This window comes from Pseudomonas sp. QD4 (genome assembly GCF_049199125.1).
In the GTDB taxonomy this organism is placed as follows: domain Bacteria; phylum Pseudomonadota; class Gammaproteobacteria; order Pseudomonadales; family Pseudomonadaceae; genus Aquipseudomonas.
In genome coordinates this window covers 911,163-925,601 of the sequence record NZ_JBLZOM010000002.1, presented here as the reverse complement: position 1 = coordinate 925,601, position 14,439 = coordinate 911,163, and the positions used below count along the sequence as shown (strand labels likewise).

Annotated in this window: 15 protein-coding genes; 12 read left to right on the top strand and 3 right to left on the bottom strand. The window is 62.4% G+C overall.

All coding sequences use genetic code 11. The annotated features are described in order from the left end of the window. The first annotated feature begins 50 nt into the window (after positions 1-50). From lysS to ACOZJV_RS15195, 6 genes are all read left to right on the top strand, one after another. Complete coding sequence (gene lysS, locus ACOZJV_RS15220; RefSeq protein ID WP_020296660.1) at positions 51-1,553, top strand: lysine--tRNA ligase; 1,503 nt, start codon at positions 51-53, stop codon at positions 1,551-1,553. A 104-nt stretch (positions 1,554-1,657) separates the two neighbouring features. Continuing rightward, entirely contained in the window at positions 1,658-2,374 is a 717-nt protein-coding gene (locus tag ACOZJV_RS15215; RefSeq protein ID WP_020296659.1) for a TetR/AcrR family transcriptional regulator, read from the top strand. Positions 2,375-2,426: 52 nt separating this feature from the next. Then, the gene (locus ACOZJV_RS15210; RefSeq protein WP_421547971.1) at positions 2,427-2,972 is read left to right on the top strand and encodes a hypothetical protein; all 546 of its coding nucleotides are present in this window, start codon (positions 2,427-2,429) and stop codon (positions 2,970-2,972) included. Between the two features lie 38 nt (positions 2,973-3,010). Further along, positions 3,011-4,288, top strand: a complete 1,278-nt coding sequence (locus ACOZJV_RS15205; protein WP_421547970.1) for a flavohemoglobin expression-modulating QEGLA motif protein — start codon at positions 3,011-3,013, stop codon at positions 4,286-4,288. Positions 4,289-4,422: 134 nt separating this feature from the next. Beyond that, positions 4,423-5,337 carry an alpha/beta hydrolase gene (locus ACOZJV_RS15200; RefSeq protein WP_421548326.1) on the top strand — a complete coding sequence of 305 codons (915 nt, stop codon included), beginning with the start codon at positions 4,423-4,425 and terminating at the stop codon, positions 5,335-5,337. Continuing rightward, positions 5,334-5,660 carry a hypothetical protein gene (locus tag ACOZJV_RS15195; protein WP_020296655.1) on the top strand — a complete coding sequence of 109 codons (327 nt, stop codon included), beginning with the start codon at positions 5,334-5,336 and terminating at the stop codon, positions 5,658-5,660. The genes ACOZJV_RS15200 and ACOZJV_RS15195 overlap by 4 nt, the downstream gene beginning before the upstream one ends. 96 nt (positions 5,661-5,756) lie before the next feature. On the opposite strand, the gene ACOZJV_RS15190 is transcribed toward ACOZJV_RS15195, so the two are convergent. The 3 genes from ACOZJV_RS15190 to ACOZJV_RS15180 all read right to left on the bottom strand — a co-directional run bounded on the left by ACOZJV_RS15190 (position 5,757) and on the right by ACOZJV_RS15180 (position 7,653). Next, positions 5,757-6,542: an OmpA family protein gene (locus ACOZJV_RS15190; RefSeq protein WP_078469997.1), complete on the bottom strand. Its 786-nt coding sequence runs from the start codon at positions 6,540-6,542 to the stop codon at positions 5,757-5,759. A gap of 66 nt (positions 6,543-6,608) precedes the next feature. Next, a complete protein-coding gene (locus tag ACOZJV_RS15185; RefSeq protein ID WP_020296653.1) occupies positions 6,609-7,022 on the bottom strand; it encodes a DUF4398 domain-containing protein in 414 nt (137 codons plus the stop codon). Between the two features lie 286 nt (positions 7,023-7,308). Beyond that, positions 7,309-7,653 carry a pilin assembly protein gene (locus ACOZJV_RS15180; protein WP_421547969.1) on the bottom strand — a complete coding sequence of 115 codons (345 nt, stop codon included), beginning with the start codon at positions 7,651-7,653 and terminating at the stop codon, positions 7,309-7,311. A gap of 204 nt (positions 7,654-7,857) precedes the next feature. Here ACOZJV_RS15180 and ppc point away from each other — a divergent pair, with 204 nt between their 5' ends. From ppc to ACOZJV_RS15150, 6 genes are all read left to right on the top strand, one after another. Then, positions 7,858-10,488 carry a phosphoenolpyruvate carboxylase gene (gene ppc, locus ACOZJV_RS15175; protein ID WP_421547968.1) on the top strand — a complete coding sequence of 877 codons (2,631 nt, stop codon included), beginning with the start codon at positions 7,858-7,860 and terminating at the stop codon, positions 10,486-10,488. 288 nt (positions 10,489-10,776) lie between these two features. Then, complete coding sequence (gene adk / locus ACOZJV_RS15170) at positions 10,777-11,424, top strand: adenylate kinase (protein WP_020296650.1); 648 nt, start codon at positions 10,777-10,779, stop codon at positions 11,422-11,424. A gap of 96 nt (positions 11,425-11,520) precedes the next feature. Then, positions 11,521-12,195, top strand: a complete 675-nt coding sequence (gene tsaB, locus ACOZJV_RS15165; protein WP_078470046.1) for a tRNA (adenosine(37)-N6)-threonylcarbamoyltransferase complex dimerization subunit type 1 TsaB — start codon at positions 11,521-11,523, stop codon at positions 12,193-12,195. A gap of 206 nt (positions 12,196-12,401) precedes the next feature. Next, complete coding sequence (locus ACOZJV_RS15160; RefSeq protein WP_078470047.1) at positions 12,402-12,707, top strand: hypothetical protein; 306 nt, start codon at positions 12,402-12,404, stop codon at positions 12,705-12,707. Next, entirely contained in the window at positions 12,704-13,564 is an 861-nt protein-coding gene (locus ACOZJV_RS15155) for a DUF72 domain-containing protein (RefSeq protein WP_421548325.1), read from the top strand. The genes ACOZJV_RS15160 and ACOZJV_RS15155 overlap by 4 nt, the downstream gene beginning before the upstream one ends. A gap of 33 nt (positions 13,565-13,597) precedes the next feature. Beyond that, complete coding sequence (locus tag ACOZJV_RS15150; protein WP_421547967.1) at positions 13,598-14,425, top strand: isocitrate lyase/PEP mutase family protein; 828 nt, start codon at positions 13,598-13,600, stop codon at positions 14,423-14,425. The last annotated feature ends 14 nt before the right edge of the window (positions 14,426-14,439 follow it).

The window sequence follows — 14,439 nt, the reverse complement described above, 5'->3', positions numbered from 1 at the left end:
TCCCCTGCCACCCGTGGGGGCAACGAACCTGTGATGGAATTTCAAAAGACATGAGCGACCAACAACTCGACCCGCAAGCCCTGCAACAGGAAGAAAACACCCTGATCGCCTTGCGCAAGGAAAAGCTTGCTGCCGAGCGCGCCAAGGGCAACGCCTTCCCCAACGACTTCCGCCGTGACAGCTACTGCCAGGACCTGCAGAAGCAGTACGTCGACAAGACCAAGGAAGAGTTGGCAGAGGCTGCGATCCCGGTCAAGGTTGCTGGTCGCATCATGCTCAACCGTGGCTCGTTCATGGTGATCCAGGACATGACCGGGCGCATCCAGGTCTACGTCAACCGCAAGACCCTGCCGGAAGAAACCCTGGCCGAGGTGAAAACCTGGGACCTGGGCGACATCATTGCTGCCGAAGGCACCCTGGCCCGTTCCGGCAAGGGTGACCTGTACGTTGAAATGACCAGCGTGCGTCTGCTGACCAAATCCCTGCGCCCGCTGCCGGACAAGCACCACGGCCTGACCGACACCGAGCAGCGTTATCGCCAGCGCTACGTCGACCTGATCGTCAACGAAGAAGTACGCCAGACGTTCCGCGTGCGTTCGCAAGTGATCGCCCACATCCGCAGCTTCCTGATGCAGCGTGACTTCCTGGAAGTCGAAACGCCGATGCTGCAAACCATTCCTGGCGGCGCGGCAGCCAAGCCGTTCGAAACCCACCACAATGCGCTGGACATGGAAATGTTCCTGCGGATCGCCCCGGAGCTGTACCTCAAGCGCCTGGTGGTTGGCGGCTTCGAGAAAGTGTTCGAGATCAACCGCAACTTCCGTAACGAAGGCGTTTCGACTCGTCACAACCCTGAATTCACCATGTTGGAGTTCTACCAGGCCTACGCCGACTACGAAGACAACATGGACCTGACCGAAGAGCTGTTCCGCGAACTGGCGCAACTTGTTCTCGGGACAACCGACGTGCCGTACGGCGACAAGGTGTTCCACTTCGGCGAGCCGTTCGTGCGCCTGTCGGTGTTCGACTCGATCCTCAAGTACAACCCGGACCTGACGGCCGATGACTTGAACGACATCGACAAGGCCCGTGCCATCGCCAAGAAAGCCGGGGCCAAGGTCCTGGGCTTCGAAGGCCTGGGCAAGTTGCAGGTGATGATTTTCGAAGAGCTGGTGGAACACAAGCTGGAGCAGCCGCACTTCATTACCCAGTACCCGTTCGAAGTGTCGCCGCTGGCCCGTCGCAACGATGAGAACCCGAACGTCACCGACCGTTTCGAACTGTTCATCGGTGGCCGCGAAATCGCCAACGCCTACTCCGAGCTCAATGACGCGGAAGACCAGGCCGAGCGCTTCATGGCCCAGGTGGCCGACAAGGACGCCGGCGACGACGAAGCCATGCATTACGATGCCGACTTCGTACGTGCCCTGGAATACGGCATGCCGCCGACCGCCGGTGAAGGCATTGGTATCGACCGCCTGGTGATGCTGCTGACCAACTCGCCGTCGATCCGTGACGTGATCCTGTTCCCGCACATGCGGCCGCAGGCGTAAGTGCCTTGAATAATCAGCCGCCTTTATCAGGCGGCTTTTTATTGTCTGTGTGGAACTGACGTACCGCTTTTAATTCTGTGTGATTTTTAAGAGGAAGACCTGTCGTGAACCGTGCAATTGCTCAAGAAGGCGCAGCGGGTATCGCCACTGCGGTAGCTGAAAGCGTTCAGTACCAGGGGCGCAAAGCCAGCCGGCAGGGCAGCGAGCAACGGCGACAGGACATTCTCGACGCCGCCATGCGCATTGTCGTGCGTGACGGCGTGCGCGCCGTGCGCCATCGCGCGGTGGCCGCCGAAGCCGGTGTACCGCTGTCGGCCACCACCTACTACTTCAAGGATATCGATGACCTGCTCACCGATACCTTTGCCCAATACGTCGAGCGCAGTGCCGCGTACATGGCCAAGTTCTGGACCAACAATGAAGGCCTGCTGCGCGAGATGGTGGCCTACGGCGACGGCAGTCCCGAGTCGCGCTCCCATCTGGCCGATGACATTGCCCGACTCACGGCTGACTACGTCCAGCGCCAGTTGCAAAACCGCCGCGAGCACCTGATGGCTGAACAGGCGTTCCGCCAGGAAGCCTTGCTCAACCCGCGCCTGGCGCTGTTGGTGCGCTCGCACCAGCAAATTCTCTTGCAGGGCACTTGCCAGTTTTTTCAGGTATTGGGTTCTCGGGAGCCACAACAAGATGCCAAAGTGTTGACGGCGATTATCGGACGGATGGAATATCAGGGCCTGCTCAACGGCGCAGAGCCTCTGGCTGACGAAGACATGCTCGGTATCCTCACCCGCTACATGCACCTGGTGCTGGCCTCGGTCTGAGGTTCACCGGTCACCGCCGCCGGCCCACTGTTGTGTCCATTAGGAGTGTTGAATGAAAGCCTGGCGTGCCCTGATCGCCTTGTCGTTTCTCCTGCTCAGCGGCTGCCTGGTGACCTTCAAGGACCCGCTGCCCGCCGATCAGGCCGCGCCTGCGGCGTTGCTGGGCAAATGGACCAGCAAGAATGCCTGGGGCGAGCCCCTGAGCCTTGAACTCAAGCGCATTGCCAGCAATCGCTACCAGGCCGTGACGTCTCACCCGGGGCAATCCCGGCAGCGCGAGAGCTATGATTTCACCGTGTCGCGCCATGGCAACCGCTGGTACCTGTCGGCGGCGGTTCCCCAGCGTCTGGGCGGACGCTTCACCATCGCCGGTTTTGAACTCAACGAGCAGCACGAACTGGTGCTGTACAACCTCGATCTGGAACAGATCAACCAGGCCCTGGGTCAAAGAGCCCTGAGCGGCGAAGCCTTTACTACCACCGAAGGCGATGGCGTGCTGATCAGCAGCCCGTTGCCTGAGGTTTTCGCGTACCTGGACGACCCGGCCAACTCTGACGTGTTTGTCGAGGCGGCGCGCTTCACCCGCGCGGGCAAGTAACCAGGACGCGGCACAAACGTTATCAAGAGGAACTTCGGGTGGACGATTACCAGCAGACGATACGCACCTTGTCCGATCGCATAGTGCTGGCACAAACGCCAATCCGGGTACTGGATGCGGTGAAGTGGGACGACAACATCCGCAAGAGCTTCCTCAAGGCCCAGGGCAAGGAAATGCCTGCGGTCGACCGTGATTACTACCAGAACCGACCCCTGTCCTTCGACTCCAGCGCGGTCAAGCTGGAGTTCCAGAACATCGAGCGCGACATCACCCGCCAACTCGGGCAGTTCAACCCGGTCGGGCAGATCATGCGGCGCATGTGCAAGGAATACCGCATGGTGGTGCGCATGCTCGAAGCCCGCGGCACCGAGGACTTCGGCCTGATCTCCCAGGAGCTGTACGGCGCCGCATCCGATGCGTTTCACGCCGGCGACCCGACCCTGGCCGACCTCGGGCTGATGCTTTCCGACTACCTGAACAACATCGACGGCCGTGGCGACCTCAAGGACGAGCCCAAGACCCTGACCGCCAAGGACGCCGTAAGCCTGCTGCAAAGCCGGCTGAACAAGGTGTTCGGCGAGGCCGAGGAAACCATCCGCGTATTCGAGTCGGACGGGATCGTCGCCGATGCCGCGGCTGGCGCCGACTACATCAAGATCCGCGCCGACGCCATGTTCAACGACCGTGACGTGCGCGCCCTGGAAGTCCACGAAGGCCTGGTGCATGTGGGCACCACCCTCAACGGGCAGAACCAGCCGATCTGCACCTTCCTGTCCAAGGGGCCGCCTTCGTCCACCGTGACCCAGGAAGGCCTGGCGATCCTGATGGAAATCATCACCTTCGCGTCCTACCCTAGCCGCCTGCGCAAACTGACCAACCGTACCCGGGCGATCCACATGGTGGAGGAGGGCGCCGACTTTTTGCAGGTGTTCGAGTTCTTCCGCGAGCAGGGATTTGAAATGGCCGAAAGCTACGGCAACGCCAGCCGGGTGTTCCGTGGTTCGGTGCCGACCGGGCTGCCATTTACCAAAGACTTGTCCTATCTCAAGGGCTTTATCATGGTTTACAACTACATTCAGTTGGCCGTGCGTAAAGGCAAGCTGGAGCAAGTGCCGCTGTTGTTCTGCGGCAAGACCACCCTGGAAGACATGCGTACCCTGCGCCAGCTGGTGGACGAAGGCCTGGTGGTGCCGCCCAAGTACCTGCCGGACCAGTTCCGCGACATGAACGCGCTGTCGGCCTGGATGTGCTTCTCCAACTTCCTCAATCACCTGAGCCTGGACCGGATCGAGGCCGACTACTCCAATATCCTTTGACGCTCATGGGGGCTGCACATGGACGCTTCACCCACCACTTGTAGCCGCTGCCGCAGGCCGCGCTCGACAGCGCTGTCGACGCCCAGCGTGAGCTCACCCCTGATCTCAAAAGTCGCCACCGGGGGCGCGCGATGATCCGAATCGTTGCCGCCCTGGCGCTGCTGCTCTCTCTCAGCGCTTGCAGCTCACTGCTGTTCTACCCCGAGCAGGGCCTGCCCTTTACCCCCGAGCGCGCCAAGCTCGAGTACCGCGACGTCACCCTGACCACCGCCGATGGCCTGAAGCTGCATGCCTGGTGGCTGCCGGCCAAGGCCGGGGTGCCGCTCAAGGGCACGGTGCTGCATCTGCACGGCAATGGCGGCAACCTGGCCTGGCACCTGGGTGGCAGTTGGTGGTTGCCGGAACAGGGCTTCCAGGTGTTGCTGGTGGACTATCGCGGTTATGGCCTGTCCCAGGGCGCGCCCAGCCTGCCGGCGGTCTATCAGGACGTCGATGCCGCCTTCAAATGGCTGGACCAGGCTCCGGAGGTCCAGGGCAAGCCGCTGATCGTGCTCGGCCAGAGCCTGGGCGGCGCGCTGGCGATTCATTACCTGGTGGAGCACCCGGAGCGCCAGCGCCAGCTCAAGGCCATCGTGCTCGACGGTGTGCCGGCCAGTTACCGCGATGTCGGGCAGTACGCCCTGAGCACCTCATGGCTGACCTGGCCGTTGCAGGTGCCGCTGTCGTGGCTGGTGCCGGACGCCGACAGCGCCATCCACGCCATACCGCGCCTGACCGGGGTGCCGAAACTGCTGTACCACAGCATCGATGACCCGATCGTGCCCCTTTCCAATGGCATCCGTCTGTATCAAGCTGCGCCCGCGCCGCGGGTGCTGCAACTGACCCGAGGCGGCCACGTGCAGACCTTTGCCGATTCGACCTGGCGCCAGGTGATGCTGCGCTACCTCGAGGATCCGCTGCACTTCAACGGCCTGCGCCGCCTTGGCGAGATCCCGAACTACCCGACACCCCCGAATTCAGAAGTTGAACCTCCAGAGAGTCCGCAATGAGCGAAGAACGTAACGCCATCCCCCTGATCATCACCGGTATCTGCACCATCCTCGGCACCGTGGGTTGCCTCTGGTACTACGGTTACCTGCACTTCGCCAAACCCGAGGATGCGCTGCTGCTCAGCGATTTCACCATGCTCAAGACCGTGCCGGGCGAGGACTACAAGGTTTCCCTGGAACCGGCGGCGCAAGTTGCCCAGTGCATCGACGGCGTGCTGGTGCTGTTCGATACCGAGCAGAAGGGCCTGAGCGGCGTGCTGATCAACAGCAAGAAAAAAGCCGTGCGCTGCATGGGCCAGGAAACCCCGCAGCTGCAACAGTAAGCACACGGGCGAGAGATCGCGGTCGAAAAAAAGCCCCGCCTATCTGCATAGGCGGGGCTTTTTACTGGCGGTTACCAGGCTGGGGGCGACCCCGTCTTAGTTGCTCATCGAAGAACGTGGGGCAACCGGCTGGTTGTCGTTGGAAATGGTGACTTCCACACGACGGTTCATGGCACGGCCGGAAACGCTGGTGTTATCCGCTACCGGGTATTCCTTGCCATAGCCCTGGACCACGATGCGCGATGGATCGACACCCATCTTGATCAGCGCAACCTGCACGGAAGTGGCGCGACGCTCGGACAGCGACTGGTTGTAAGCCGCCGAACCGGTGCTGTCGGTGTAGCCTTCGACAATCACTTTGCGATCAGGGTTTTCCTGAAGGAACTGCGCCAGCTTGTTGATGTTCACCAGACCGCTGGATTTCAGGTCGGCCTTGTTGGTGGCGAACAGCACGTCACCGAAGGTCACCAGGGTGCCGCGTTCGGTCTGCTTGGCGTTGAGGCTGTTCTGCAGTTGCTTGATCTGTGCGTCACGAGCGTCCAGGCGGGCCTGGGCACGTTGCGCAGCGGCATCTTTCAGATTGGCTTCAGCGGTGCGCAGGGCGATGGTCTGCTTGGCCACTTCAACGCGCTGGTTGGTCAGGTAAGCCAGTTGGTCGACCTTGGCCTGGTCTTCCTTGTTCATATAGGCCTTGTCGGCCTTGTCCAGCCAATCGCTGGCGTCCTTGGTTTCCAGGGCCGCTACTTTGCTGGCCTGAGGGTTGGCTTGCAGCGCCGAGTAATTGGTCCGGGCTTGTTCCAGGTTCACGTTTGGCTGTGAGGAGCAGGCCGCCAGGCCAACGCTCAGGGCCAGAAGGGCTGGGATCATCAATTGTTTACGCATAATGGTTCGTCCTTTCTATCGGTTGAAACTTCAGGTAACGAGGTTCGGTAGGCGTGGGCACGGTGCTTATTGCACGGTGCGCTGGCTTTCCTGACGCAGTTCCTGAACACCTTTCTGAGAGTCCTTCACAGCCTGTTCGGCTTTGGCGGCCTGGGCCTTGCGTTCGGCGACGCGGGCGTCCCACTCGGCCTGTTCGGCCAGACGCTTGGCTTCGTCATACTTTTTGTCGTGCATGGCAATCTCGGCTTGCTTGAGCTTGTCCTGGGCCGACTTCATTTCCACGGCAGCAAACTCGGTACCGCCGGCGCTGACGGCGCTGTTGACCGCAGATTGGGTCACAGCGTACTGCTCGGTTGGCGGGTTGCCGGCACAACCGGCCAGAACCAGGCTGCTACCGAGGGCCAGGGCGGCCAGTTTGAGCCCGCGCAAAGGGTTAGACGAGGATGTGGCAGTGCTGATCTTCATGGTCTTCAACTCCATTGGGTAACTCCTGGAAAACATCTAAATCCATCCCGGTTCTAGCGCCGCGACCCTGAGTGGCAGTGACGCTCTTCACAAAATTTGAAACGGCTGTTCCAGTGATGGCTACTGGCTGTGACCCGAAGCTTTTTTGAATAGTTCAGCACAGATGGCGAATTGCCTAAAAAAATTTCTGACCGAACGGACAGCGCTCTAGGCCGGGAACTTTTGCGGCGCGCAGGGGTATTCCCGACCCGGGGACGGGTCGGGAATAACACTGTGCAAGGTCAGGAAAGGGGCGGTTGGATCAGTGCTTTTGTTCGTCGGGTTGCGCTGACAAATCCTGCAGATGACGCCGGGACAAGGCCAGGAAGCGGGGTGTAGGGCCGACGTCCTCGTACAGTGGATCGCCCTCCTCATCGGTAGCAACGACGTGCTGGCCCTGGACGTAGGGGAAGCTGGCTTCCAGTTCTCCGAGGGCGGCGCCGATCAGTTCGCCCAGCAGTTCCTCGGTCTGGCGTTTGGGGTACATCTCGGCAATGGCGGCCAGGCGTGCAGCGGCTTCGACATCCAGATGGATCACATAGCCGGTCTTGGTCAGGCGACCCTTGGCGTTTTCTTCCCAGTGTTGCGCGAGCTCACGGATTTTCATGGCGACCTCAATCGACACCTGCTCGTGGCAGGGGTGGGTGAATGACCGGCCCGGGCCGGCGCTGCGCCGTTGTGCGGCGTACTCTTGAGACTAGCCGCAACGCGCAAGGTTTAAAGTCAGTTGGTCGCGCGCTTGCTAAGCACCTTGTGCTGACGGCACTCTTGAGGCTTGCGAGCCGCCCCGAATCAGCCGGAGAACAGGTACATGAGCGATATTGATGCGCGCCTGCGCGAAGATGTTCACCTCTTGGGTGAGCTGTTGGGCAACACCATCCGCGAGCAGTACGGGGAGGGGTTTCTCGACAAGATCGAGCAGATTCGCAAGGGCGCCAAGGCCGACCGGCGTGGTTCGGCCAGCGCCGAACTGAGTGCCAGCCTGGACCAGTTGAGCGAAGACGAGCTGCTGCCGGTGGCCCGGGCCTTCAACCAGTTTCTCAACCTGGCGAACATCGCCGAGCAATACCAATTGATTCACCGTCGCGATGAGTCGCAACCGGCGCCGTTCGAGGCACGAGTCCTGCCCGAGCTGCTGGCGCGGCTGCGCGCCGAGGGCCACGGTGCCGAGTCCCTGGCCAAGCAGTTGGGGCGCCTGGAAATCGAACTGGTGCTGACCGCGCACCCCACCGAAGTGGCCCGTCGCACCCTGATTCAAAAGTACGACGCCATTGCCGCGCAATTGGCAGCCCAGGACCATCGCGACCTGACCAGTGCCGAGCGCGCGCAAATCCACGAACGCCTGCAACGGCTGATCGCCGAAGCCTGGCACACCGAAGAAATCCGCCGCACCCGGCCGACGCCGGTGGATGAGGCCAAGTGGGGCTTTGCGGTCATCGAGCATTCCCTGTGGCAGGCCATCCCGAGCTATCTGCGCAAGGCCGACAAAGCCCTGCATGCGGCGACCGGCCTGCACCTGCCGCTGGAGTCGGCACCGATCCGCTTCGCTTCGTGGATGGGCGGCGATCGCGACGGCAACCCCAATGTCACGGCCGCAGTGACCCGCGAGGTGCTGCTGCTGGCACGCTGGATGGCGGCGGACCTGTACTTGCGCGATATCGATCACCTGGCGGCCGAACTGTCCATGCAACAGGCCAGTGCCGCCCTGCAGGCCAAGGCCGGGGACAGCTCTGAACCCTATCGCGCGGTGCTCAAACAATTGCGCGAGCGGCTGCGGGCAACCCGCAACTGGGCGCAGGCGGCGCTCAAGGGACCGGTGCCGGCCACCCCGGATGTGCTGCAGAACAATCGCGATCTGCTTGATCCGTTGCTGCTTTGCTACCACTCGCTGCACGAATGCGGCATGGGCGTGATCGCCGATGGGCCGTTGCTCGATTGCCTGCGCCGGGCGGTGACCTTTGGCCTGTTCCTGGTCCGCCTGGATGTGCGCCAGGACTCCAGCCGCCACAGCGGCGCCATGAGCGAAATCACCGATTACCTGGGGTTGGGCCGTTACGAGGACTGGAGCGAAGAGCAGCGCATCGAGTTCCTGATGCGCGAACTGAGCAACCGTCGTCCCTTGCTGCCGGGCCATTTCAAACCCTCGGCGGACACCGCCGAAGTGCTGGCCACCTGTCGCGAAGTGGCCGCTGCGCCGGCTGCGTCCCTGGGTTCCTACGTGATTTCCATGGCCGGCGCCGCCTCGGACGTCCTTGCGGTGCAACTGCTGCTCAAGGAATCCGGCGTGCTGCGGCCGATGCGCGTAGTACCGCTGTTCGAGACCCTGGCCGACCTCGATAACGCCGGTCCAGTGATCGAGAAGCTGCTGCTGTTGCCGGGCTATCGTTCGCGCTTGCACGGCCCGCAGGAGGTGATGATCGGCTACTCCGATTCGGCCAAGGATGCCGGCACCACCGCGGCCGCCTGGGCGCAGTACCGGGCCCAGGAACAATTGGTCGAAATCTGCCGCGAGCAGCAGGTCGAGCTGCTGTTGTTCCACGGCCGTGGTGGCACCGTCGGACGGGGCGGTGGCCCGGCACACGCGGCGATTCTGTCCCAGCCGCCGGGGTCGGTGGCCGGGCGTTTCCGCACCACCGAGCAAGGGGAAATGATTCGTTTCAAATTCGGCCTGCCGGACATCGCCGAGCAGAACCTCAACCTGTACCTGGCCGCCGTGCTGGAGGCGACGTTGCTGCCGCCACCGCCGCCGCAGCCGGCCTGGCGCCACCTGATGGACGAACTGGCCAGCGATGGGGTCAAGGCCTACCGCGCGGTGGTGCGCGAGAACCCGCAGTTCGTCGAGTATTTCCGCCAATCCACACCAGAGCAGGAGCTGGGCCGCTTGCCCCTGGGCAGCCGGCCGGCCAAGCGCCGCGCCGGCGGCATCGAAAGCCTGCGCGCCATCCCGTGGATTTTCGGCTGGACCCAGACCCGCCTCATGCTGCCGGCCTGGCTCGGCTGGGAAGCGGCCCTGAGCAAGGCATTGGAACGCGGCGAGGGTGAGTTGCTGGGGCAGATGCGTGAGCAGTGGCCGTTTTTCCGCACCCGTATCGATATGCTGGAAATGGTCCTGGCCAAGGCCGACGCCGACATCGCCCGCTCGTATGACGAGCGCCTGGTCGAGGCGGATCTGCTGCCTTTGGGCGCCCATTTACGCGACCTATTGTCGCAGGCGTGCACCGTGGTCCTGGGCCTGACCGGCCAGTCGCAGTTGCTGGCACATAGCCCGGACACCCTGGAGTTCATCCGCTTGCGCAACACCTACCTGGACCCGCTGCATCTATTGCAGGCCGAACTGCTGGCACGCTCGCGGCAACCGGATGTGGTCCAGGGCAGCCCGGTAGAACAAGCGCTGCTGGTGTCTGTAGCGGGGATCGCCGCCGGGTTGCGCAATACCGGTTGAGGTATTTGCCGGTATTTCAGGGGCTTGGCGCCGTCGGCCGGTAACCGTGCGTCGGGCCCTGGTCAGCGTCGCCAGGCGACAGTTTGTTATGGGGTTGCGACTTGTCGCACCCCGTCGCCAGGGCACAAATGGAGCGGGTTCCTCCGACTTTCGGCTGCTTGTGTGCTCTGTGTCGGCTGTGTATCTTGATCAGCCTTTGGCCGTTTGGGCGGCCGCGATCCTATTTCCGAGATTGGCCCCACGAGGCGAATCCGAGCGTTTCTAAATAAAAAATTGAGGAGCACATCGATGCGCGTAATTCTGCTGGGAGCTCCCGGGGCCGGTAAAGGTACTCAGGCTAAGTTCATCACCGAAAAATTCGGCATTCCGCAAATCTCCACCGGCGACATGCTGCGTGCAGCCGTCAAGGCCGGCACCGAGCTGGGCCTGATCGCCAAGAGCGTCATGGACAGCGGTGGCCTGGTATCCGACGACCTGATCATCAACCTGGTCAAGGAACGCATCAGCCAGGCTGACTGCGCCAACGGTTTCCTGTTCGACGGTTTCCCGCGCACCATTCCCCAGGCTGAAGCATTGGTCAAGGCCGGCGTCGAGCTGGATAACGTGGTCGAAATCGCCGTCGATGACGAAGAAATCGTCCAGCGTATCGCCGGTCGCCGTGTACACGAGGCCTCTGGCCGGGTTTACCACACCGTCTACAACCCGCCGAAAATCGCTGGCAAGGACGACATCACCGGTGAAGAGCTGGTGCAGCGCAAAGACGACACCGAAGAAACCGTGCGTCATCGCCTGTCGGTCTACCACTCCCAGACCAAACCGCTGGTCGAGTTCTACCAGAACCTGGCCGCCAGCCAGGGCAAGCCAAAGTACAGCCACATAGCTGGCGTTGGCTCGGTAGAAGCGATCACCGGCAAGGTGCTTGAAGCACTGAGCTGATAAGTCGGTTTTGCTGCATCTTCAACGGCCCGCTTGCGGGCCGTTGCTGTTTATAATGCGTGACTTTTTTACTCCCACTTTGTAACGGAAACATCGATGAGCACCTTGCTGGCCCTGGACACCGCGACTGAAGCTTGCTCCGTTGCCTTGCTGCATGACGGCAAGGTCACGAGCCATTACGAGGTGATCCCGCGCCTGCATGCGCAAAAACTGTTGCCGATGATTCAGCAACTGCTGGCCGATGCCGGCACCACCTTGCAGGCGGTCGACGCGATTGCCTTTGGCCGGGGCCCGGGTGCCTTCACCGGGGTGCGGATTGCGATCGGCGTGGTCCAGGGCCTGGCATTTGCTCTGGAACGCCCCGTATTGCCGGTGTCGAACCTGGCGGTGCTGGCCCAGCGCGCCCTGCGTGAACACGGCGCCACCCAAGTGGCCGCGGCCATCGATGCGCGGATGGATGAAGTCTACTGGGGCTGCTATCAGGAAACCGCCGGCGAGATGCGTCTGGTCGGTGCTGAAGCGGTGTTGCCACCCGAAGCGGCAGCGCTGCCTGTCGATGCCAGCGGCGATTGGTTCGGTGCCGGCACCGGCTGGGGTTATGCCGAACGCATTGGCGTCAAAACGGCGGGGCAGGATGCGGCCATGCTGCCCCACGCCGAAGACCTGCTGAGCCTGGCGCGGTTTGCCTGGGCTCGGGGCGAGGCGATTGCCGCGGATGACGCGCAACCGGTGTATCTGCGCGATAAAGTGGCCACGCCCAAGGCCCGCTGAGGCTTGCTGCCAGGTTGACCGGCGTGCCGCCCACGCCGGATTTTCTGCGGTTTTCTCTTCAGGATCTGGTCAATCGTCTGGTTTTCATGCCAGATTTCCCCGGTTTTTAAACCTTTTACGTTTTCTGTGTTCTAGTTATCACTTGGGCATTTGCTAAGTCGGTGTTGTGCCGCTAAATTGCCATCATTGATACCGGGCATGTATTTATGCGCATCGACGGCGTTTCCTCTCACTCGTATCCCATCAAGCGCAAGCCTCGCAAAGGTAATGTGCTGGTTGACGAGTCCCTGGAAGATGCCGATGCCGTTGACGTTCAAGCCGACGCCAGCCCCGCCCAACCGCGTTCCCAGGCATCCGCCGGACGCACCAGCAATCTCCCCGCCCGCCAGCAAGACATGATTTTCCAGCGCGCCATGAGCAAAAGCGTGGCCAATGCCCTGGCCAGTTACCTGACCACCGCCGGTTTTGTTGATTGGGACATGGAAGTGCTGGGGCTCGATCTGCATATCTGATGCTGCCGTATTACCTGGGTTGCCCTTCCTGGAGCGAAAACGCCTGGCGTGAGTACCTGTACCCGGATAACGCGCGCCCGACGGACTTCCTCGGGCTGTACAGCCAGGTGTTCAACGCGGTGGAAGGCAATACCACGTTCTATGCCAGGCCCTCGGCCAGTACTGTGGAGCGCTGGGCGCAGATCATGCCCGAGACGTTTCGCTTCACCGCCAAGTTCCCCGGCGACATCAGCCACGGCGGCGACCTGCGCGAGCAACTGACCGCCGCCGAAACCTTTGTGCAGTTGCTCAGCCCCATGGGTGCGAGGGTCTCGCCCTTGTGGTTGCAACTGCCGGCAAGCTTCGCCCCGCAGCGCCTGGCGGAGCTCGCGGGCTTTATCGATGGCCTTGAGCGGCCGTTGGCGGTGGAGGTCCGGCACCCGGAGTTCTTCGCCAAGGGCGATGCCGAGCGCATGCTCAACCGCTTGCTGCTGGAGCGCGGCGTGGAGCGGATCTGCCTGGATCCACGAGCGTTGTTCAGCTGCACTTCCACCGCGCCATCGTTGCTCCACGCCCAGTCGAAAAAGCCCAAGGTGCCACCACGGCCCGCGGCCTTCACTCAGTTTCCCCAGGTGCGCTTTATCGGCCATCCGGAGCTTGAGGCCAATGATCCGTTCCTGGTGCCCTGGGTCGAGAAAATCGCCGGCTGGATCGAGGAAGGGCGCACCCCCTATATCTTCCTGCACACCGCCGACAACCGTCTGGCCGCCGAGCTGGCGCGGCGTTTTCATCAGCAATTGATGGCACGTTTGCCTGGCTTGCCCGCCTTGCCTGAGTTATACAGAGAACCCGCCGCGGAGCAGCTCGGCTTGCTCTGACGCGGGTTCCCGACCTTCTTCAGGAGTGAGCCCATGGATGCTCAAACCCGCCGTGCCCATGCCTTCAAAGCCCTGCACCAGCGCGATGGTGCTTTTGTAATCCCCAACCCCTGGGATGCCGGTTCAGCCAGGATGCTGGCGAGCTTGGGTTTTGAGGCATTGGCCACTACCAGCGCCGGTTTTGCCTTTTCCCTGGGGCGTCCGGATGCCGAAGGCGCGTTGTCCCTGGAGGACACCCTGGGCAATATGCGGGCGATTGTCGGCGCCAGCGACCTGCCGTTGGCGGTGGACCTGGAGAACGGCTTCGCCGACAGCCCGGCCGGTTGCGCCCAGGCGCTGTTGCAAGCGGCCGCCAGTGGCGCGGTCGGCGCCTCGATTGAAGACGCCACGGGCCGCGCCGAGGACCCTATCTATGACTTCCAGCTGGCTGTGGAGCGCATCCAGGCCTCGGTCACGGCAGTGCGCAGTCTCGGCCTGCCTTTCACCCTGACGGCGCGCGCCGAAAACCTGCTGCATGGCCGCAATGACTTGGCGGACACCATTCGCCGCCTGCAGGCATTCGCCGAAGCCGGCGCCGACGTGCTGTATGCCCCGGGCCTGCGGACCCCTGAAGAGGTCCTGGCGGTGGTGCGCGCGGTGGCGCCAAAACCGTTGAACGTGCTGATGTCCGGCGGCCTCAGCCTGACCGTGGCCGAGCTTGGGGCCCTGGGGGTCAAGCGGATCAGTCTCGGCTCGACGCTGGCCCGCGCCGCCTACGGGGCGTTTTATGCGGCGGCACAGGAGATTCAGGGCCAGGGGCGCTTTGACCTGGCCAACCAGGCGATGCCGTTCGGGCAGATCAATCAATTGTTCAAGAACTGATCAGCCAGGAGTTG